The organism is Cupriavidus sp. FW305-26 (assembly GCF_058787975.1).
Genome location: NZ_JBYTAH010000050.1, coordinates 31,781 through 52,571, shown reverse-complemented (window position 1 = coordinate 52,571; position 20,791 = coordinate 31,781). Strand labels below are relative to the sequence as shown.

Annotated in this window: 19 protein-coding genes; 4 read left to right on the top strand and 15 right to left on the bottom strand. The window is 66.3% G+C overall.

Annotated features, from left to right (window positions below):
• Positions 1–12: 12 nt before the first annotated feature.
• From AC3WQZ_RS24295 to AC3WQZ_RS24270, 6 genes are all read right to left on the bottom strand, one after another.
• Positions 13–831, bottom strand: coding sequence for an ABC transporter ATP-binding protein (locus AC3WQZ_RS24295; protein WP_010814873.1), 819 nt, complete (start codon positions 829–831; stop codon positions 13–15).
• Between the two features lie 78 nt (positions 832–909).
• Positions 910–2,247 carry an ABC transporter substrate-binding protein gene (locus tag AC3WQZ_RS24290; protein WP_010814874.1) on the bottom strand — a complete coding sequence of 446 codons (1,338 nt, stop codon included), beginning with the start codon at positions 2,245–2,247 and terminating at the stop codon, positions 910–912.
• 91 nt (positions 2,248–2,338) lie between these two features.
• On the bottom strand, positions 2,339–3,415 hold the full coding sequence (locus AC3WQZ_RS24285; protein ID WP_010814875.1) for a branched-chain amino acid ABC transporter permease: 1,077 nt from the start codon (positions 3,413–3,415) through the stop codon (positions 2,339–2,341).
• 24 nt (positions 3,416–3,439) lie between these two features.
• Positions 3,440–4,354 (bottom strand): branched-chain amino acid ABC transporter permease, encoded by a 915-nt coding sequence (locus AC3WQZ_RS24280; protein WP_010814876.1) that lies wholly within the window; start codon positions 4,352–4,354, stop codon positions 3,440–3,442.
• An 11-nt stretch (positions 4,355–4,365) separates the two neighbouring features.
• Positions 4,366–5,328 (bottom strand): ABC transporter ATP-binding protein, encoded by a 963-nt coding sequence (locus AC3WQZ_RS24275; protein WP_037025387.1) that lies wholly within the window; start codon positions 5,326–5,328, stop codon positions 4,366–4,368.
• Between the two features lie 14 nt (positions 5,329–5,342).
• A complete protein-coding gene (locus AC3WQZ_RS24270) occupies positions 5,343–7,301 on the bottom strand; it encodes an AMP-dependent synthetase/ligase (RefSeq protein WP_492301400.1) in 1,959 nt (652 codons plus the stop codon).
• 237 nt (positions 7,302–7,538) lie between these two features.
• On the opposite strand from AC3WQZ_RS24270, the gene AC3WQZ_RS24265 reads away from it, so the two are divergent.
• Both AC3WQZ_RS24265 and AC3WQZ_RS24260 read left to right on the top strand, forming a co-directional pair.
• Positions 7,539–8,207, top strand: a complete 669-nt coding sequence (locus AC3WQZ_RS24265) for a Crp/Fnr family transcriptional regulator (RefSeq protein ID WP_010814879.1) — start codon at positions 7,539–7,541, stop codon at positions 8,205–8,207.
• A 1-nt stretch (position 8,208) separates the two neighbouring features.
• Positions 8,209–8,631, top strand: coding sequence for a DUF3293 domain-containing protein (locus AC3WQZ_RS24260; protein ID WP_492301399.1), 423 nt, complete (start codon positions 8,209–8,211; stop codon positions 8,629–8,631).
• Positions 8,632–8,680: 49 nt separating this feature from the next.
• Here the strand turns inward: AC3WQZ_RS24260 and AC3WQZ_RS24255 are convergent, their stop codons facing one another.
• The 5 genes from AC3WQZ_RS24255 to AC3WQZ_RS24235 all read right to left on the bottom strand — a co-directional run bounded on the left by AC3WQZ_RS24255 (position 8,681) and on the right by AC3WQZ_RS24235 (position 14,605).
• Positions 8,681–9,022, bottom strand: a complete 342-nt coding sequence (locus tag AC3WQZ_RS24255) for a hypothetical protein (protein ID WP_492301397.1) — start codon at positions 9,020–9,022, stop codon at positions 8,681–8,683.
• 184 nt (positions 9,023–9,206) lie between these two features.
• Positions 9,207–10,061: a 3-hydroxybutyryl-CoA dehydrogenase gene (locus AC3WQZ_RS24250; RefSeq protein ID WP_058698812.1), complete on the bottom strand. Its 855-nt coding sequence runs from the start codon at positions 10,059–10,061 to the stop codon at positions 9,207–9,209.
• Positions 10,062–10,112: 51 nt separating this feature from the next.
• Entirely contained in the window at positions 10,113–10,550 is a 438-nt protein-coding gene (locus AC3WQZ_RS24245) for an HIT family protein (RefSeq protein WP_010814883.1), read from the bottom strand.
• A gap of 142 nt (positions 10,551–10,692) precedes the next feature.
• On the bottom strand, positions 10,693–13,983 hold the full coding sequence (icmF, locus tag AC3WQZ_RS24240) for a fused isobutyryl-CoA mutase/GTPase IcmF (RefSeq protein ID WP_011614445.1): 3,291 nt from the start codon (positions 13,981–13,983) through the stop codon (positions 10,693–10,695).
• A 283-nt stretch (positions 13,984–14,266) separates the two neighbouring features.
• A complete protein-coding gene (locus AC3WQZ_RS24235) occupies positions 14,267–14,605 on the bottom strand; it encodes a DUF2917 domain-containing protein (RefSeq protein WP_010814885.1) in 339 nt (112 codons plus the stop codon).
• 224 nt (positions 14,606–14,829) lie between these two features.
• On the opposite strand from AC3WQZ_RS24235, the gene AC3WQZ_RS24230 reads away from it, so the two are divergent.
• Entirely contained in the window at positions 14,830–16,236 is a 1,407-nt protein-coding gene (locus AC3WQZ_RS24230) for an aminotransferase-like domain-containing protein (RefSeq protein ID WP_010814886.1), read from the top strand.
• Between the two features lie 6 nt (positions 16,237–16,242).
• Here the strand turns inward: AC3WQZ_RS24230 and bcaP are convergent, their stop codons facing one another.
• The 3 genes from bcaP to AC3WQZ_RS24215 form a co-directional block, all read right to left on the bottom strand.
• Positions 16,243–17,640 carry a branched-chain amino acid transporter BcaP gene (gene bcaP, locus AC3WQZ_RS24225; protein ID WP_010814887.1) on the bottom strand — a complete coding sequence of 466 codons (1,398 nt, stop codon included), beginning with the start codon at positions 17,638–17,640 and terminating at the stop codon, positions 16,243–16,245.
• 176 nt (positions 17,641–17,816) lie between these two features.
• Positions 17,817–18,020: a hypothetical protein gene (locus tag AC3WQZ_RS24220; protein ID WP_010814888.1), complete on the bottom strand. Its 204-nt coding sequence runs from the start codon at positions 18,018–18,020 to the stop codon at positions 17,817–17,819.
• 7 nt (positions 18,021–18,027) lie between these two features.
• On the bottom strand, positions 18,028–19,278 hold the full coding sequence (locus AC3WQZ_RS24215) for an MFS transporter (protein ID WP_439671186.1): 1,251 nt from the start codon (positions 19,276–19,278) through the stop codon (positions 18,028–18,030).
• 166 nt (positions 19,279–19,444) lie between these two features.
• Between AC3WQZ_RS24215 and AC3WQZ_RS24210 the strand changes: the two genes are divergently transcribed.
• The gene (locus AC3WQZ_RS24210; protein WP_011614442.1) at positions 19,445–20,422 is read left to right on the top strand and encodes a GlxA family transcriptional regulator; all 978 of its coding nucleotides are present in this window, start codon (positions 19,445–19,447) and stop codon (positions 20,420–20,422) included.
• 6 nt (positions 20,423–20,428) lie between these two features.
• Here AC3WQZ_RS24210 and AC3WQZ_RS24205 read toward each other — a convergent pair whose 3' ends face one another.
• The gene (locus AC3WQZ_RS24205) at positions 20,429–20,779 is read right to left on the bottom strand and encodes a glyoxalase superfamily protein (protein WP_439671185.1); all 351 of its coding nucleotides are present in this window, start codon (positions 20,777–20,779) and stop codon (positions 20,429–20,431) included.
• Positions 20,780–20,791 lie beyond the last annotated feature (12 nt).

The following is a 20,791-nucleotide window of genomic DNA, read 5'->3' as shown; positions in this document are numbered from 1 at the left end:
TCGGTCGGGTGCCTACGCCAGCCAGCGCTTGCGGCGCCGGTAGCTCTTCACATCGCGGAACGACTTGCGCCCGGCACCGTCGTCCGCATCGTTGGCGGCCACGCCCAGGTAGAACTCCTTGACGTCCTCGTTGGTGCGCAGCGACTCGGCGTCGCCGTCCATCACCACGCGGCCGTTTTCCAGGATGTAGCCGTAGTCGGCATAGCGCAGCGCCACCATGGTGTTCTGCTCGGCCAGCAGGAAGCTGACGTTCTCGCGCGAATTCAGGCCGCGCACGATCTCGAAGATCTCCTCGACGATCTGCGGCGCCAGCCCCATCGAAGGCTCGTCCAGCAGGATCATCGCGGGCTTGGCCATCATGGCCCGGCCGATCGCGCACATCTGCTGCTCGCCGCCGGAGGTGTAGCCGGCCTGCGACTTGCGGCGCGTCTTCAGCCGCGGGAAGTATTCGTAGATCTTTTCCAGCTCGTCGCGCGTCTGGCCGCGCGACAGGCCGCGCGTGTAGGCACCGGTGAGCAGGTTCTCTTCGATGGTCAGGTGCGCGAAGCAGTGGCGCCCTTCCATCACCTGGATCACGCCGCGGCGCACCAGGTCGTTGGGCGTGAGCTGGTCGACGCGGTCGCCGCGATATTCGATCGAGCCCTTGGTGACATCGCCGCGCTCGGCCTGCAGCAGGTTGGAGATGGCCTTGAGCGTGGTGGTCTTGCCCGCGCCATTGGCGCCGAGCAGCGCCACGATCTTGCCTTCCGGCACTTCGAGCGAGACGCCCTTGAGCACCAGGATCACGTGATCGTAGATGACTTCGATATTGTTGACGGACAGAAGGCTCATGGTGCGGCTCGTGTTGGTAAGACGGTTCGGCTCAGGCGAGCACGCGGCGCCAGGCACCGCATGCCCACCAGGTTGCTATCAGGACTTCGAACAAGCCGGCGTAATCCCCTTCTCCTTCGCGTACTGCGCCGCCGTGGCCTTGAACAGCGGGTGGATCAGGCCCTTGTTGCCCTCGATCCAGTCCGACACCACCACCCACTTGGTGCCGTCCCACTGCTGGATCTTCACCTTGCCCGAGCCCTCGTGGTTGTCGCAGCTGGTCTTGATCTCGGGCAGCAGGCCGGTCGCGCCCAGTTGCTGCAGGCGCGCGTTGGTCAGGTTCAGGTTCTCGAAGGCCCAGCGCATCTGCTCGCCGGTCATGGGCTTGCCCTTGCCGAACTTGGCCTGCGCCACGCGCACCGCTTCCACCGTCACCACCGCCGCCGACACGCCGCGGTTGTACAGCACCGAACCCACCTTGTTCTTGTCCTGCATATTGCCCTTGCCGGCACCGTAGACCACCTTCTCGATATCGGCGATCAGCGGCACGTTGCGGCCCGCCACGTTCCAGGTGGCGCTCATGTAGCCCTTGGAGGCATCACCCGCCGGCACCGTGTCTTCCTCCGAGCCGGCCCACCACGAGCCGATTATCTTGTCGCGCGCAAAACCCACCTTCTGCGCGGCCTTCAGCGCGGTCTGGTTCATCACGCCCCAGCCCCAGAAGATCACGTAGTCGGGGTTCTCCTGGCGAATCTTCAGCCACTGCGCGCCCTGCTCGTTGCCGGGGTGCGCCACCGGGATCTCCACCAGGTTGAACTTGCCCAGCTTGGCCTCGGCCTGCAGCGCCACGATCGGCTCCTTGCCATAGGCCGAGTCGTGATACAGGTAGACGATCTTCTTGCCGGCCAGCGAGCCGCCGTTCTTCGAGGCCAGGTACTTGACGATGGCCGAGACCTGCATCTGATACGTAGTCACCAGCGGGAACGCATACGGGAACACCGAGCCATCCACCGCGTCGGTGCGGCCGTAGCCCATCATCACCAGCGGCACCTTGTCGGCAGCGGTCTTGTCGACCAGCGCGTACGAGATGCCGGTGGACATGGCGTGGTAGGCCGTGCCCTTGGTGGTGGCGTTCTTGGACTTCAGGCGTTCATAGCACTCCACGCCCTTGGCGTTGTTGTACTCGGTCTCGCACTCTTCCCACGACAGCTTGACGCCGTTGACCCCGCCTTCCTTCAGGTTGACGTAGTTGAGGTAGTCGATGAAGCCGCCATACCAGGACTGGCCGTTGGCGCCATACGGCCCCACGCGGTAGCTTGGCAGCGCCACGAACTGCTCGTTGCTCTGCGCCATGGCCGGCGCCGCCGGCGCCAGCAGTGCCGCCGCGGCGCTGACCACCAGGGCGGCGCGTTGCACATTGCGAATCAGGTTGGTCATGACAGTCTCCATCGCCCTCAAGGGAGCGTTTCGTTATGCGTAAGCTTCAGAACTTCACACAGGAACTGCGGTAATACAGGCACCCCTCCCGTCAATGAGGGAACGGCCACAGCCTCAGCTTCTCCTTGGCGATCTGCCACAGCCGGGCCAGCCCGTGCGGCTCCACGATCAGGAAGAAGATGATCAGCCCGCCGAACACCATCAGCTGGATGTGCGACACGGTGGCATTGGTGAATGGCAGGTGCAGCAGCGCGGCCAGCGACGGCAGCACGTTGTCCAGGAAGATCGGCAGCAGCAGGATGAAGGCCGCGCCCAGGAACGAGCCCAGGATGCTGCCCACGCCGCCGATGATGATCATGAACAGCACGCGGAACGACAGGTCCAGCGAGAAGCCGTCCGGCTCGACCGAGCCCAGGTAGCAGAACGCATAGAGCGCGCCGGCCACGCCGCAGTAGAACGAGCTGACCGCGAACGCCAGCAGCTTGGTGCGCATCAGTGGGATGCCGATCACCTCTGCCGCCACGTCCATGTCGCGCACCGACATCCATGCGCGCCCGGTGGCCGAGCGCACCAGGTTCTTGGCCGCCAGCGCCAGCACCGTGACGATGGCCAGCACGAACAGGTACTTCTTCAGCGGGGTGTCGATGGCGAAGCCGAACAGGTCCAGCCGCTGCGCCGTGATCACGCCCGACGAGCTGTTGTTGGAGAACCAGGGGAACTTGGTCAGTGCCCACACCACGAAGAACTGCGCCGCCAGCGTCGCCACCGCGAGGTAGAAGCCCTTGATGCGCAGCGACGGCAGGCCGAAGGCCACCCCCACCAATGCCGCGGAAAGGCCCGCCATCACGAATGTCAGCAGCACCGGCATGCCTTCCACGCGCAGCTGGAAATTGTAGGCCGCGTAGGCACCCACCGCCATGAAGGCCGCGGTACCGAGCGACAGCTGGCCGGCATAGCCGGTCAGGATATTCAGCCCCAGTGCCGCCAGCGAGAAAATCAGGAACGGGATCAGGATGGCCGAGAACCAGTATTCCGACCCGACGAACGGGATCGCCACGAAGGCCACTGCCATCAGCACGGCAAAGCCGATGCGGTCCTGGCGGATGGGAAAGATCTGGCTGTCGGCGACGTAGCTGGTCTTGAACTGGCCGGCTTCACGATAAAACATGGCAAGTCTCCTGTGCGAAGTCGGTCAGACGCGATCGATGTGTTTCTCGCCGAACAGCCCTTCGGGCCGCACCAGCAGAAACAGCAAGGCAAACACATACGGGAACCACCCTTCGATGCCGCCGAAGTTGCCCCCGAACATCGACTGGAACACCGGCGGGATATAGATCTCGGCCAGCTTCTCCGAGGCACCGATGATCAGCCCGCCGACGATGGCGCCGGGCACCGAGGTGAAGCCGCCCAGGATCAGCACCGGCAGCGCCTTGAGCGCGGTCAGCGTGAGCGCGAACTGCACGCCATTGCGCGAGCCCCACAGCATGCCGGCCACCAGCGCGACGAAACCCGCCACGCCCCACACGATCGCCCAGATGTTCTGCAGCGGGATGCCCAGCGACAGCGCCGCCTGGTGGTCGTCAGCGACCGCGCGCAGCGCACGTCCGACCTTGGTGTACTGGAAGAACAGCGCCAGCGATCCGACCAGCAGGCCGGCAATGGCCGCCGCCGCAATATCGAACTTGGACAGCACGATGTTGAAGTTGGTCATGATCGACTCGATCGGCTCGTCGACGATGCCCAGGTTGATCGGGCGCACCTCATTGCCGAACAGCAGCGGCCCCAGGCCCTCGAGGAAGAACGACAGCCCGATGGTCGCCATGAACAGCGTGATCGGCGGCTGGTTGACCAGCTTGCGCAGCACGAAGCGCTCGGTGCTCATGCCGACCAGGATCATCACCACGAAGGCGCCGATCACCGCGGCCCACATCGGCAGGCCCTTGTCCATCAGCCCCACCACCGCCAGCGCGGCGAAGTACACCATCGCGCCCTGGGCAAAGTTGAACACGCCCGAGGCCTTGTAGATCAGCACGAAGCCCAGCGCCACCAGCGAGTACATCAGGCCAGAGAGCAAGCCGCCGATCAGGATTTCAAAGAAGAACGTCATGGTTCAGAGCCTCAGTGCGAAGTGCCCAGGTACGCCTTGATCACGTCAGGGTTGCCCTTGACCTCTTCCGGCGTGCCGTCGCCGATCTTCTTGCCGTAGTCGAGCACCACCACGCGGTCGGAGATATCCATCACCACGCCCATGTCGTGCTCGATCAGCACGATGGTGGTGCCGAACTGCCGGTTCACGTCCAGGATGAAGCGGCACATGTCCTGCTTCTCTTCCACGTTCATGCCGGCCATGGGCTCGTCCAGCAGCAGCATCGAGGGCTCGGCCGCGAGTGCGCGCGCCAGTTCGACGCGCTTCTGCAGGCCATACGGCAGGCGCCCGACCGGGGTCTTGCGGATCGACTGGATCTCGAGGAAGTCGATCACTTCCTCGACCTTCTGGCGATGGCGCATCTCTTCGTTGCGCGCCGGGCCCCACCACAGCGCGTGGGCGAAGAGCCCGGTGCGGAACTGCGTGTTGCGCCCGGTCATGATGTTGTCCAGCACCGTCATGCCCTTGAACAGCGCGATGTTCTGGAAGGTACGCGCAATGCCCTGGCGCGCCGCGGCGGTCGGGTGCATCTGCTTGCGCTCCTCGCCGCGGAACACGATGCGTCCCTGCTGCGGGTGATAGACGCCGTTGATCACGTTGAGCATCGAACTCTTGCCGGCGCCGTTGGGGCCGATGATGGCGCGCACCTCGTGCTCGCACACATCGAACGAGATATCGGTCAGCGCCTTGACCCCGCCGAACGACAGCGAGATATGCTGCAGGTCCAGGATCACCTCGCCGCCGGTGCGCGCCTGTTCGCCGGTGCGCTGCGCGCGCTGCGTGCCGGGATGCGCGCCGCTGTCATCCGTCAGTTCCGCAGGAGACATCGGACCCGTAGGTGCGATCGCGCCGCCGCTGCCGGCACCGCTGGCATCCGTGCGTGCCGTCCCCGCCCATTCGCGCTGCCCCGCGCCTTGCCAGGCTACTTGCGTCATCTTGCTGCCCTCGCTCATGCCGCGCGCGCCGCCACCGGCAGGCGCTTCGCATTGACCAGCTTCAGCGTGGCCGACACGCTGCCCTCGCGTCCGTCTTCGAACTTGACGCGCGTCTCGATGAACTGCTCGGACTTGCCCGCATAGAGCGCCTCCACCAGCACGCCGTATTTGTCGGCGATAAAGCCGCGGCGCACCTTGCGCGTGCGCGTGAGCTCGTCGTCGTCCGGATCCAGTTCCTTGTGCAGGACCAGGAAGCGTGCCACCTGCGATCCGGCCAGCATCGGGTCGTTGGCCAGGTCGGCATTCACCTGGTTCACGCATTCGCCGATCATTTCCAGCACCTCGGGCTGCGCGGCCAGGTCGACATAGCCGGCGTACGGCAGGTGGCGGCGCTCGGCCCAGTTGCCCACGGCCTCGAAGTCGATATTGATAAACGCGCAGACCTGGTCGCGGTCATTGCCGAAGGCCACCGCTTCCTTGATGTACGGGAAGAACTTGAGCTTGTTCTCGATGTACTTTGGCGCGAACATCGAGCCATCGGCCAGCTTGCCCACGTCCTTGGCGCGGTCGATGATCTTCAGGTGGCCGTCGGCGTCGATCACGCCGGCGTCGCCGGTCATGAAGTAGCCCTCGTCGTTGATGGCCTCGCGCGTGGCGTCATCGCGCTTGTAGTAGGACTTGAGCAGGCCCACGCCGCGCACCAGCACCTCGCCGTTGTCGGCGATGCGGATTTCCATGCCGGGCGCCGCCGGGCCGACTGAATCGAACTTGACCTTGCCGTCCGGCTGCAGGCACACATAGGCGCAGGTCTCGGTCTGGCCGTAGAACTGCTTCAGGTTCACGCCGATCGAGCGGTAGAAGCGGAACAGGTCCGGTCCGATCGCCTCGCCCGCGGTATAGCCCACGCGGATGCGGCTCATGCCCAGCACATTGCGCAACGGGCCGTAGACCAGCGCTTCGCCAAGGGCGTAGCGCGCGCGGTCCGCGAGCGATACCGGCTTGCCGTCGAGGATATCGGTGCCGCAGCGCTTCGCCACGTCCATGGCCCAGTGGAACAGCTTGCGCTTGATCCAGCCGGCATCCTCCATGCGGATCATCACCTGCGTCAGCAGCCCTTCATAGATACGCGGCGGCGCAAAGTAGTAGGTGGGGCCGATCTCGCGCAGGTCGGTCATCACCGTTTCGCGCGATTCCGGGCAGTTCACCGTGAAGCCCGCCACCATCGCCTGCGCGTATGAGAACAGATTGTCGCCCACCCATGCCATCGGCAGGTAGGACAGCACGTCGTCGTCCGCGCTGAGCTTGTCGAAGGCGCAGCCGTTGCGCGCCGCGCCGATCAGGCCGTAGTGCGAATGGCACACGCCCTTGGGCTTGCCGGTGGTGCCGGAGGTATAGAGGATGATCGCGGTGTCGTCGGGCTGGCCGGCGGCGATGGCCTCGTCATAGAAGCCCGGGTGCGCCTGGTCGAACTCGCGGCCCAGTTCCTGTAGCTGTTCATAAGACATCAGCGACGGATGGTCGTAGTCCATCAGGCCGCGCGGGTCTTCAAAGATGATGTGGCGCACGGCGCGGCCGGACTCGGCCAGCTGCGCTTCCACTTCCAGCAGCTTGTCGACCTGCTCCTGGTCCTCGACGATGGCGAACTCGATCTCCGCATCGTTGAGCACGTAGACCATCTCGTTGGCGATGGCGTCCTGGTACAGCGGCACCGGCACACCGCCCAGCGCCTGCGCCGCGGTCATGGCCCAGTACAGCCGCGGGCGGTTGTCGCCCACCACCGCCAGATTCATGCCGCGTCTGAAACCGAGTGCGGCCAGCCCGCAAGCCAGTGCCCTCACCTGCTGCGCCGCCTGGGCCCAGCTGTATGTCTGCCAGATGCCGAGATCCTTCTCGCGGTGAGCCGGATGATCCGGCCGCTGCTGGGCGTGCGCCAGCAGCCATCGCGGGAAGGTCGTCGCCGACGATTCCTGCATCGCTGTCTCCTGTCCCTCCGGCGTGGGGATCCACGCGCGGTGTCAAGCGTCGGTCCGGTGGTTATACTTGGCTTGTTTTGCCTGGCGGCAGTCATGCCGCAGCGCATCAAGCCCGTGGTGCCTTGTTTTGCGGCACTTCCCGGCTCCGTGGTGATCGTAAGATAGCCCATGCCATCCACCCGGGTTGTCACGCCGGTGACAATTCCGGGTTAATCCCTACCGGAGCAAATTCAGGCCATGCTGAACGATTTTGTCGACCGCTGCGTGTGGGCAGCAGACCTGAGTCCCGAGCAGCGCGAGCGCGTGCGCCGCGCCATGTTCGTGCACGAGTACACCCAGGGCGACTACGTCTGTCACAAGGGTGACATGGCCGAGCACTGGATGGGCGTGCTCGAAGGCATCGTCAAGATCACCACGGTGTCGCCCTCGGGCAAGTCGGTCACCTTCACCGGCGTGCCCACCGGCGGCTGGTTCGGCGAAGGCGCGGTGCTCAAATCGGAAATCCGCAAGTACGACGTGATGGCGCTGCGCCGCTCGACCATCGCCTTCCTGCCGCGCGACACTTTTCTGTGGTTGCTGGATACCAGCCTGCCGTTCACGCGCTTCCTGCTGACCCAGTTCAACGAACGCCTGGGACAGTTCATCGCCGCGGTGGAATATGAGCGGCTGCTCGACATCGATTCGCGCGTGGCGCGCGCGGTGTCGTCGCTGTTCAATGAGCACCTGTATCCGGGGATCGGCAAGACGCTGGAGATCTCGCAGGAAGAGATCGGCCTGCTCGCTGGCATCTCGCGCCAGCGCGCCAACCAGGCGCTCAAGGTGCTGGAACAGCAGGGCCTGGTGCGGGTGGACTACGGCGTGATCGAGGTGCTGGACCTGGAGGGGTTGCGGCAGTACGGCGAATAACATGGCCAGCGCCATCGACGACGCCACGCTGCAGGCCTATCGCGAGACGCACTACCGCGTGCTGGGCGACCTGCCGATGGTATTGCGGGTAGACCAACCCAGCGCCCCGCTGGCGGCGCTGCACCGCGCGCTGGGCGTGGCAGCGAGCGCCTTCATTACCGCCGCCAACCCGTTCAGCCTGCGCTGCGACGACGACGCCAACGCAAAGCGCCAGCAAGCGCTGGCGCAAGACTTGGCAAGGATGGGATTGCGCGCAATCGAAGCCGCCGGAGAGCATCCACGCAACGGCTGGCCGGCCGAGCCGAGCTTCCTGGTGCCGGGGCTGTCGCTGGCGGATGCACGGGCACTCGGCGAGAAATACGAACAGAACGCGGTGGTCTGGAGCGGCGCGGACGCGGTGCCGCGGCTGGTGCTGCTGCGCTGAACGCCGGGCCGGGCGGTGGTGCCGGCCGGCGCCTCAGCCGGTGCGGCGGTCAGTGGCCGTGATGACCACGATGGCCGTGATGACCGTGATGACCGCGATGCCCATGGCCGTGGTGGCGATAGTGATGATGCCGATGATAGTGGTGATGGCGGCCGCGCCACTCATGGCGGCCATACCAGCGACGGCCATCCCAATAACGGTCGCCATGCCAGCCGTGATGGCGCGGCGCATACACCACGTGCGGCGGGGGTGCCACATAGACCGGGGCCGGCGCCGCATAGACCGGCGCGCCGATCTGCACGCCCACGTCCACATGGGCCATCGCCGAACGGGCCGCCAGCAGGGACATTGCGCCCGCGAGCAGCGCAGCAAAGAGAATCGGGGGAGCCATGGAGCTTGTTTTGTCGTAATGGGAATGAGTGCACTCTACCGCGCATTCCTGTTACCGGATGCGGCGGAGTGTTTCGGCATATAACGCCGTGTAAGCGGGATTTGGCGGCAACCGGAACCGGCCCCGGAAAAAGCTGCGGCCGCCCGCAGGCGGCCGCTGTACCACGCGGCAAGTGCCGGGCAGCTTACTTGCTATAGACGTACACGCCGCGGCCAGTCTTGCGGCCCAGGTAGCCGGCAGCGACCATCTCGCGCATCAGCATCGCCGGGCGGTACTTCGGATCGGCAAACTCCGTGTACAGCACTTCCATCACGGCCAGCATGGTGTCCAGGCCGATCATGTCAGCCAGCGCCAGCGGCCCGATCGGGTGGTTGCAGCCCAGCTTCATGCCTTCGTCGATCTCTTCCGGCGAGGCCAGGCCTTCGCCCAGCACGCAGAAGGCCTCGTTGATCATCGGGCACAGGATGCGGTTGACGACGAAGCCCGGGCTGTTCTTGACCGTGATCGGGTATTTGCCGAGCTGCTTCGACAGGGCCTCGACGGCGGCGTGGGTGGTGTCGCTGGTCTGCAGGCCGCGGATCAGTTCCACCAGCGCCATCACCGGCACCGGGTTGAAGAAGTGCATGCCGATAAAGCGGTCGGCGCGCGAGGTCACGGCAGCCAGCTTGGTGATCGAGATCGACGAGGTGTTGGACGCGATGATCACGTTCTCGCCGACGATGCCGTCGATCTGCTTGAGGATCTTGACCTTCAGGTCGTAGTTCTCGGTGGCGGCCTCGATCACGATATCGGTGGCCTTGAGATCGTCATACGAGGTGCTGCCCTTGATGCGCGCCAGCGCCCTGGCCTTGTCGGCCTCGGTCAGCTTTTCCTTCTTGATCAGACGGTCCAGGCTGCTTGCCACGGTGGCGACACCCTTCTGCACGGCGGCATCGCTGATGTCGACCATCACCACGTTGAGACCTACCACTGCGCAGGCCTGGGCGATGCCATTGCCCATGGTGCCGGCACCGACGATGCCCACTGTCCTGATGCTCATCTTGTCTTCCTCTGCTTGGTTGGATTGCTGATTGATCGGTTCAGGCGCGGCTCAGGCGCCCTGCTCGCGCAGCGCGGCGATGATGCGCTGGGCATGGCCCTTGAGCTGTTCCGGGTCCTGCATCTCGCGCGCATGGCCGCGCAGCGCGCTGTCGGCATAGCGCGGCACGATATGGAAATGGACGTGCGGCACGGTCTGGCCCGCGGCCGCGCCGTTGAACTGGCCGATGGAGATGCCGTCGGGCGCAAACGCCGCGCGCACCGCGCGCGCCACGCGCTGCGTGGCGACAATGGCGGCCTGCGCGCCCTGCTCGGACAGGTCGAACAGGTTGACCGCGGCTTCCTTGGGCACCACCAGCGTATGGCCGTCGGCCTGCGGCATGATGTCCATGAAGGCGATGGTATCGTCGTCCTCGTAGACCTTGATGCACGGCAGCTCGCCGCGCAGGATCTTCGCGAAGATATTGGTCGGGTTGTACTGGGTGTCCATGATCTTTGGCTTGCGGTTGTCTCGAATACGTTTGCCGTGGCGCGGCCGCCGGCACAGCCTTCGAGTGTAACGCAGGGCGACCCCTCACTGCGGCCGCCCTGCGCGGTAATCGGGCACTGCTTGCTGCGCGGTGCCGCCGGCTCTACATATTGCGCCGGTACTGCCCGCCCACTTCGAACAGCGCATGGGTGATCTGCCCCAGCGAGCAAACCCGCACCGCGTCCATCAGCACCGCAAATACGTTCTGGTTGTCGATCACCGCCTGGCGCAACTGCGCCAGCATGGCCGGCGCCTCGGCCGCGTGGGCCTGCTGGAACGCATGCAGGCGGTCGAGCTGGCTCTGCTTCTCGGCCTCGCTGGAGCGCGCCAGCTCCAGCTTCTGCGGGGTCGGGTCGCCGTCCGGGTTGCGGAACGTGTTCACGCCGATGATGGGCAGCGTGCCGTCGTGCTTGAGCTGCTCATAGTAGAGCGACTCTTCCTGGATCTTGCCGCGCTGGTAGCCGGTCTCCATCGCACCGAGCACGCCGCCGCGCTCGGCAATGCGCTCGAACTCCTGCAGCACCGCCTCTTCCACGAGGTCGGTCAGCTCCTCGATCAGGAAGCTGCCCTGGTTGGGGTTCTCGCACCTGGCCACGCCCCACTCGCGGTTGATGATCAGCTGGATCGCCAGCGCGCGGCGCACCGACTCGCCGGTGGGCGTGGTGATGGCCTCGTCGTAGGCATTGGTATGCAGCGAATTGCAGTTGTCGTAGATCGCGATCAGCGCCTGCAGCGTGGTGCGGATATCGTTGAAGTCGATCTCCTGCGCATGCAGCGAGCGGCCCGAAGTCTGGATGTGGTACTTCAGCTTCTGGCTGCGCTCGTTGGCGCCGTATTTGTCGCGCATGGTCACGGCCCAGATGCGGCGCGCGACGCGGCCCAGCACGCTGTACTCCGGGTCCATGCCGTTGGAGAAGAAGAACGACAGGTTGGGCGCGAAATCGTCGATATGCATGCCGCGCGCCAGGTACGCCTCCACATAGGTGAAGCCGTTGGACAGCGTGAACGCCAGCTGCGAGATCGGGTTCGCGCCGGCCTCGGCGATGTGGTAGCCGGAGATCGACACCGAGTAGAAGTTGCGCACCTGGTGGTGGACAAAGTACTCCTGGATATCGCCCATCACCTTGAGCGAGAACTCGGTGGAGAAGATGCAGGTGTTCTGGCCCTGGTCTTCCTTGAGAATGTCGGCCTGCACCGTGCCGCGCACGTTCTGCAGCACCCAGGCGCGGATCTTGGCTTCTTCGTCGGCGGTGGGCTCGCGCTGGTTGTCGGCGCGGAACTTGTCGAGCTGCTGGTCGATGGCGGTGTTCATGAACATCGCCAAAATGGTCGGGGCCGGGCCGTTGATGGTCATCGACACCGAGGTGCTCGGGCTGGTCAGGTCGAAGCCGTCGTACAGCACCTTCATGTCGTCGAGCGTGGCGATCGACACGCCGGAGTTGCCGACCTTGCCGTAGATGTCCGGACGCACATGCGGGTCTTCGCCATAAAGCGTGACCGAGTCGAACGCGGTCGACAGCCGCTTGGCATCCATACCTTCGGACACCAGCTTGAAGCGCCGGTTGGTGCGGAAGGCATCGCCCTCGCCGGCGAACATGCGGGTGGGGTCTTCGTTCTCGCGCTTGAAGGCGAACACGCCGGCGGTGTACGGGAAGCTGCCGGGAACGTTCTCGCGCATCAGCCACTTCAGCACCTCGCCGTCGTCCTCGAAGCGCGGCAGCACCACCTTGCGCACCTTGGTGCCGGACAGCGTGGTCGTAACCAGCCCGGTGCGGATCTCCCGGTCGCGGATTTTCACTACGTACTCGTCGCCGCTGTAGGCTTCGCGCATCTGCGGCCACATCGCCAGCAGCTTGCGCTCGACCTGACCGAGGGCGCTGTCGCGCTCCGCCGCCAGCGCATCCAGCGCCGCGCCATCGCCTTGCGCGGCCTGCACCATGCGGCTCGATTCACGCAGTTGCTGGCGCTCGCGTGCAATGCGGCTCTGCTCCATCACGCGGCGGTGGTAGCCGCGCACCGTGTCTGCCAGTTCCGCCAGGTAGCGGCTGCGCGCCGGCGGCACGATCACATTCTGGCCGGTGGAGATGCGCCCCGCCTGCGCCGGCAGCACGCCCGGCTGCAGCTTCAGGCCGCGTTCGGCCAGCGCCGCGCGCAGCCCCTGGTACAGCATGGTCACGCCATCGTCATTGAAGCGCGACGCCTGCGTGCCGTAGACCGGCATGTCCTCGGCCTTGCCGTGCCATTGCTCGCGGTTGCGCTGCACCTGCTTGGCCACGTCGCGCCACGCGTCCTGCGCGCCCTTGCGGTCGAACTTGTTGATGGCGACGAAGTCGGCAAAGTCCAGCATGTCGATCTTCTCGAGCTGGCTGGCCGCGCCGAACTCGGGCGTCATCACATAGAGCGACAGGTCCACGTGCGGCACGATGGCCGCGTCGCCCTGGCCGATGCCCGAGGTCTCGACGATCACCAGGTCGAAGCCCGCCACCTTGCACGCGGCGATCACGTCCGGCAGCGCCTGCGAGATCTCGGAGCCAGCCTCGCGCGTGGCCAGCGAGCGCATGAAGATGTTCGGGTGGTTGATCGCGTTCATGCGGATGCGGTCGCCCAGCAGCGCGCCGCCCGACTTGCGCCGCGACGGGTCGATCGAGATCACGGCGATCGACAGCGCATCCTGCTGGTCGAGGCGGAAGCGGCGGATCAGTTCGTCGGTCAGTGAAGACTTGCCGGCGCCGCCGGTGCCGGTGATGCCGAGCACCGGGATCGATGCCGCTGCCGCTTGCGCATGCATCGCCTGCACCAGCGCCGGATCGGCCTTGCCGTTCTCCAGCGCGGTAATCAGCTGGGCCAGCGCGCGGCGGTCGCCGCCGGTGACGGGTTCGAGCGAGGCCGGCGCATAGCGCGACAGGTCGATGTCGCAGCGCTGCACCATATCTGCAATCATGCCGGCCAGGCCCATGCGCTGGCCGTCCTCGGGGCTGAAGATGCGCGCCACGCCGTAGGCCTGCAGCTCGCGGATCTCGTCCGGCACGATCACGCCGCCACCGCCGCCAAAGACCTGCACGTGCTCGCCGCCCTTCTCGCGCAGCAAGTCGACCATGTACTTGAAATATTCGACATGGCCGCCCTGGTAGCTGGAAATCGCGATGCCCTGCGCGTCTTCCTGCAGCGCCGCCGTCACCACTTCCTCGACCGAGCGGTTGTGGCCGAGGTGGACCACCTCGCAGCCATGCGACTGCAGGATGCGGCGCATGATGTTGATCGAGGCGTCATGGCCATCGAACAGCGACGCCGCCGTGACAAAGCGCACCTTGTTGACCGGACCGCGGCCTTGCGCGGTGGGCTTGGGCTGGGGCGCACCGCGGCGCACATCATGCACATCGGAAAGGTCGGTCATTGTCTCCACCGTCTGTGGTGTTGGCTGCCACCGCGGCGTGCGCCTGAAGTACCGCTCTGTGCCGGCTTGGCCGCAAACGCGCGGGCTGCGCCCCCGGGTCGGGGCCGATCGATTATATGACGTTGACGTTAACGTAAAGCAATGGGGCGGAACCCCGAGCCCGGCGTGCATGGGACGGGGCTGTCCCTATAGAGTAGGCGCCCGCGGCAGGCGCCGCGCAAGCATCCGGGCAAACAAAAGGCCACCCTCAGGTGGCCGTTCCGGCAAAGCTTGAGTGGTCCGCTCAGGCCCAGATCCTGGGGCACTCCCCGAACGCATCCGTGCTGTGCTCCTCCACCCGGTGCCGCATCGCCCGCAGCCACGCCACCAGCCGCCGCAGCGACCACGGCGCCGGCACCTGTGCCAGCGTAAAGCGCGCGCCCGCGCCATCGCCCGACAGCCACACCCGGTAGCCCTCCGGCAACGCCAGCTCAGTGCCCGGCTCCAGCCAGATGTCGTTGGGACTGCCTTCCACCGTCACCCACAACTTGCCCGCCACCGCGCAGACGGTCTGCCCGTAACCGGCGCGCCAGCTCACTGGCAGCCCAGGCTCGTCCAGCTCGAAAGTCCGTAGTTCGCGCATGTCCCACTCCTCATAGCCGGCGGTCGCGTCCGGCGCCGGCCCCCGTGGATGCCGAATGATCACGGTAGCCGGCGCCTTCCTCCGCCACGCTTCCATTATTCGCATCCCTCACTACAATCCCATGTACAGTTGTGAACAGTTTTCGATGAACTGTTCAGTAGTTTTCCCTGACAGTTGTCGCTTGTAGCGATCTGCGCCTACCGGCTTCCCCCGGCTGCCTGCCCATGAAACTAATCTTAGATGCTTCCACCGGAATTCCACTGACCGAGCAGATCGTTGCCGGCGTGAAAGCGTGGATCGGCAACCGCGAAGCACGGCCCGGCGCACGCCTGCCGTCAATCCGGCAGTTGGCGGCGGAGAACGGCATCAGCCGCTTCCCGGTGATCGAAGCCTATGACCGGCTGGTATCGCAGGGGCTGCTGGATTCGCGCCAGGGTTCGGGCTTCTATGTGGCGGACAGCCCGCTGGCGGGGCGCTCGGCGTGCGGATGGTCCGATCCGAGCCTGGCCGAGGATCTTTCCGACCACATCCTCGAGCAGTTCAACCACCCCAGCGGCACGCTCAAGCTGGCCGGGGGCTTCGTGCCGGAGACCTGGCGCGACGTCGAGGGGCTGACGCAGGCGATCCGCGCGATCTCGCGCAATGAGATCGACAGCGTGATCCACTACGCCACGCCGATGGGGCATCCGGAACTGCGTCGCCAGGTGTTGCTGCGCGTGCGCCAGCTGGGCATCGCCGCCGAACTGCCGCAAGTGCTGATCACCACCGGTGCCAGCCAGGCGCTGGACCTGGTGGTACGCCATCTGCTCAAGCCCGGCGATACCGTGTTCGTGGAAGATCCCGGCTACTACAACCTGTTCGGCCTGCTGCGGCTGCATGGGGTGCAGCTGGTGGGCGTGCCGCACACGGCCAACGGCCCCGACCCGGACGCCACCGAGGCGCTGCTGCGCCAGCACAAGCCCAAGCTGTTCTTCACCAACAGCGTGCTGCAGAACCCGACCGGATCGACGCTGGCGCCGCCGGTGGCATTCCGGCTGCTGGAGCTGGCGCGCCGGCATGGCTTCCGCTTTGTCGAGGACGATATCTTCTCGGACTTCCAGACCCACTTCACCGACCGGCTGGCCACGCTGGACCAGCTTGAGCACGTGATCTACATCGGCGGCTTTTCCAAGACGGTGTCGGCCTCGCTGCGGGTCGGCTACCTGGTGGCGGACAAGGCGCTGGTCAAGGACCTGGTCGATGTGAAGGTGCTGACCAGCGTGGCCGGTTCGCACTTCGCGGAAGCAGTCACGGCGGCGCTGCTGGAGCGCGGCGGCTACCGCAAGTATGTGGAGCGGCTGCGCCTGCGCGTGCGCGAGGCCTGCGCCAATGCCGTGCGGCAACTGACCGGCAACGGCTGGGAGGTGTTCTGCCAGCCGTCCGGCGGCAACTTCCTGTGGGCGCGCCCGCCCGGCATCGAGGATTCGCGCGAACTGGTGACGCTGGGCGAGGAATACGGCGTGACGCTGGCCCCAGGCAACTACTTCCGCCCGGGCGGCGAGACCTCGGCATGGATCCGGATCAACGCCGCCTATGCCAACGAGCCGCGCGCGGTGGCCTTCATGAAGGCCGCGGCCGGGCGCGGCGGCTGAAGGCGCTCAGCCGCCGTGGTTATGCAGCACGGCATTACGCCGCGCGTAGCCGAAGTAGATCACCAGCCCCACCGACAGCCACACGAGGAAGGCAATCCAGGTCAGCGCCTGCAGATGCGCCATCAGGAACAGGCAGAAGCCGATCGACAGCAGCGGTACCACCGGCACGCCCGGGCAGCGGAATGCGCGCGGCAGTTCCGGGCGCGTCTTGCGCAGCACCAGCACCGCCACCGAGATCAGCGTGAAGGCCGCCAGCGTACCGATATTGATCAGCTCGGCCAGCACGTTCAGCGGCACGAAGGCGGCAATCGCGGCAAACACGATGCCGACGATCCAGGTGGCGAAATACGGCGTGGCATGCACCGGGTGCACGGATGACAGCCGCTCTGGCAGCAGGCCGTCGCGCGACATCGCAAAGATCACGCGGGTCTGGCCGTAGGTCATCACCAGGATCACCGTGGTCATGCCCAGGATCGCGCCCAGGTCGACAAAGCCCGCCACCCAGTTCTGGCCCGCGAACTGCAGCGCCAGTGAGACCGGGTGGTCCACGCCGGCAAACTTCGCGAACGGCACGATGCCGGTCATGATGGCGGCCACCACCACATACAGCACCGTGCACACCGCCAGCGAACCGATGATGCCGATCGGCAGGTCGCGGCGCGGGTTGCGCACCTCTTCCGCGGCAGAGGTCACCGCGTCGAAGCCGATAAAGGCAAAGAACACCAGCGCCGCCGCATTGAAGATGCCGGCAAAGCCGAATGGCGCGAACGGCTGCCAGTTGGCCGGCTGCACATGCCACACGCCCACCGCGATAAACAGCAGCACCACGCCGATCTTGACCGCCACCATCAGGTTGTTGATGCGCGTGGATTCGCGCACGCCGTACGACACTACCCAGGTGATGGCCAGCATGATCAGGCACGCCGGCAGGTTCAGCATGGACTTCACCCCCGGCACCGAGCCTGGCGCCGCGGTCAGCGCCGCCGGCAGTTTCAGCCCGAAGCCCGCCATCAGCGACTGGAAGTAGCCCGACCACCCCACCGACACGGCGGACGTGGCCAGCCCGTATTCCAGCAGCAGGTCCCAGCCGATCATCCACGCGACGATCTCGCCCAGCGTGGCATAGCTGTAGGTATAGATCGATCCCGACACCGGGATCGCCGAGGCAAACTCCGCGTAGCACAGCGCGGCAAAGCCGCACGCCAGCGCCGCGATCACGAACGACACCGTCAGCGCCGGCCCCGCGGTCAGCGCGCCGGTGCCGGTCAGCACGAAAATGCCGGTGCCGATGATGGCGCCGATGCCCATCATCACCAGGTCGGTTGGACCCAGCACCTTCTTCAGGCCGTCATCGCGCGCGACGGCCAGCATCGCGTCGATGTCCTTGGTGCGGAACAAGCTCATTCAGACTCCATGCAACTGTGGCCGGGCACGCGGCGGCAAGCCGCGCGGGCCCGGAAAATGGGCGGTAGTTTACGCCCGCCGCGGCGCGAAGGCGTCACATTGCGCGCCCGCGCGCGGCAGGCACGTCATCGAATGATAGAAAAGGCCAGGCTGGCCGGCACTGACCGCAGGCAAAGTCAGCCGCCGCAGCCGGGCGCCGACAGGATGCCGTCCACGCGCGCCAGGGCGGCGGCAAGCGGATCGAGCGCCAGCAGTGCAGCGCCGGCAAGGGCCAGTGCCGCCAGCGCTGCAATCCTCGCGCGCAGCGGCCACGGCCCCGCCAGGGCCGCCAGCCCCAGCGGGGCGAGAGCCGCGCAGGCAAGAAGGAGCCGCGGCAGCATCGGCACTTCAGCGGCTGGCAGCCTCAGGAACCGCGGCATGTGCCGGGCCCTTGGCAAGTGCCGGCAACGGCCCCGCGCGGCGCAGGCCAAGCCACGAGCACGCGGCGGAGCACAGCGTCACCGCCACCAGCGCCGTGATGCTGTGCTGGTAGCTGCGCGTGGCATCGAACGACCACGCCCCCAGCTGCACCGTCAGGAAGGCGCCCAGCTGGTGCCCGAGGAACAGCAGGCCAAACACCTTGCCCTTGATCCGGCTGCCGTAGCGCTCGAAGCAGAACATCGAGGTCAGGATCACCGTTCCCAGATAGCTGGCGCCAAAGCCGACCGCAAACGGCAGCACGCCCAGGCCCGGCACCAGCAGCAACAGCATCGATGCCGAGCGCAGCGCGTAGAACGCGGCCAGCAGCCGGTGCTTGTCCCAGCGCAGCGCCAGCGCGCCGGAGACCAGGCCGCTGGCCAGCTCCAGCGCGCCGAGCGTGCTCATCGCATAGCCCATCGCCAGCCGCGGCACGCCCTGCCCCTGCCAGTACGCGATCAGGTGCACGTCGATAAAGGCCATGGTGGCGCCGCAGCCGAAGAAGCCGGCCGCCAGCGCATAGAACACCGGGTCACGCCGCACCACCGTCCATGCCGGCACATCGGCCCCGGCCGTGCGTGGCGCCGGTGCGGACGCCGGCTCCCAGCGCGAAGTCAGCCACAAGGCGCCGGCCACCGGCAACGCAAACACCGCACCGGCCACGCCGAACGCCGTGATCCAGCCCGCCTGCGGCTGCAGCCAGATCCACAGCGGCGACAGCACGATAAAGCCGATCGCGGTGCCGTTGGTAACCACCGCATAGGCCAGCCCCTTCTTGCGCTCCTCGAACAGCCGGTCCACCAGGATGCCCATCGGCACAAAGGTCATGGCCGCCAGCCCGAACGCACCGGCGAGGCCGAACATCAGCACGAAGAACGTCAGCGATCCCGGCCACAGCGCCGCGCCACCCAGCGCAATGCCTGCCGCCAGCGCCCCAGCGGCCGCGGTGCGCAGCGGGCCGACGCGATCGCTGAGCGCGCCGACCACCGGCGACATCAGCCCGGTGGCGAGCATAAAGACACTGCCGGACCAGGCAAACTGCGCACGGCCCTGCCCGAAGTGCGTGGCGAGGTCGACGAAGTACACCTGGTAGAGGCCCTTGACCGCGGTCGAGACAAACATCGCGGCGAAGCCGATGGCGACCAGGGCAAGGGTGATGGCGGGGATGCGTGTGCGGGGCATGTCGATCTCTCAGTCGTGCGAGGCCTGGTGCCATGCTAAGCCAGCCCGCCCTCCGGCCATGGCAACCACCCGGCCCAGAAAAGCAACTTTTCGGCCATCCCTGTTGTGTTGTGCTGGATTCGCGCGAGAATGGCGGCATCGTACCGCTCGCTCTTCCCTTGCCGCGATGACTACCGCTTATCTCCTGGTGCTGCCCAACGTCCACATGCTCGACCTTGGCGGCCCGCTGCAGATCCTGGCCAGCGTATCGGAACTGGGTATTGGGCCACTCAAGGTGCGCTGCGTCGGGCCACATTCGAGCGTCCCTTCGTTCCAGGGGCCGGCACTGAGCCAGGTCGAACGCCTGCCTGCACGACTCGCCTCCGGCGATGTGGTGCTGGCCATCGGCAGCAAACTTCTGGACACACTGACCCGTTCGCCGGCATGGCACGATAGCGTGAATTGGCTGAAAAGGTCTTTCGCCGACGGCAGGAACGCCGACGTACAGGTTGCCGCGGTCTGCACCGGTGCCTTCCTGCTCGGCGCCGCCGGCCTGCTCGACGGCCGCCTGTGCACCACCCACCACGCCCATACCCGCCGCCTGCGCACGCGGCACCCCGCCGCCTCGGTCATCGAGAACCGGGTCTTCGTTCGCGATGGCAATGTGTGGACGTCAGCCGGCGTGGCTTCGGGCATCGATCTGGCGCTGCGTCTGGTGGCCGATGCCTATGGCGACGAAGCCGCCATCGCCGTGGCGCGCGACAACGTGGTGCCCTTCCGCCGCTTCGGCGGCGATCCGCAGCTCGCCCCGCAGCTGCGCGCGCGCTCGCACGGCAACCCGCTGGTGCATGCGGTACAGGACGCGATCTCGCGGGAACTCGACACCAATGTTGCCGACCCGCGCTTTGCCGACCGCTTTGCCATCAGCGTGCGGCACCTGTCCCGCGTGTTCCACGAAGAAACCGGCCTCACGCCCAAGCAGTACCAGCTCACGCTACGCATGGCGCGCGCGCGCAAGCTGCTGGCGTCGTCATCGTTGCCGGTGGAAGAGATTGCGCTGAAAAGCGGCTTCGCCAGCGTGCAGGCCTTCCGCGCGTGCTGGAACAAGGCAGAGCCGGCCACGCCGAAGGCCTACCGGCAAGCCCGCGCCGGCAGCGCGGAATGACCGCGCTCAGGTGTGCATCAGGATATTGACCAGCCGGCCCAACGGATCGCGCACGTAGAAGCGGCGCACACCCCATGGCTCGTCGGCGGGACCGTACTCGATGGCGAAGCCGCCGGCCAGCATGCGGCGATGCGCCTCGTCCACGTCATCGACCTCGATCGACAGGTCCGGCACCGGCGTGCCGTTGCCGCCTTCCGTGGCGAAACTGAGCTGGACGGTCATGGTCGAGGTGCTGCCGTAGGTCCGGATCCAGCCGTGGTCCATCAATACGTCCAGGCCCAGGATGTCCTGGTAGAAAGCGCGGGCACTGGCCGGGTCGGCGACCGCGATGTTGGCAACGATCCGGTTGACCTTCATGCCCGCTCTCCC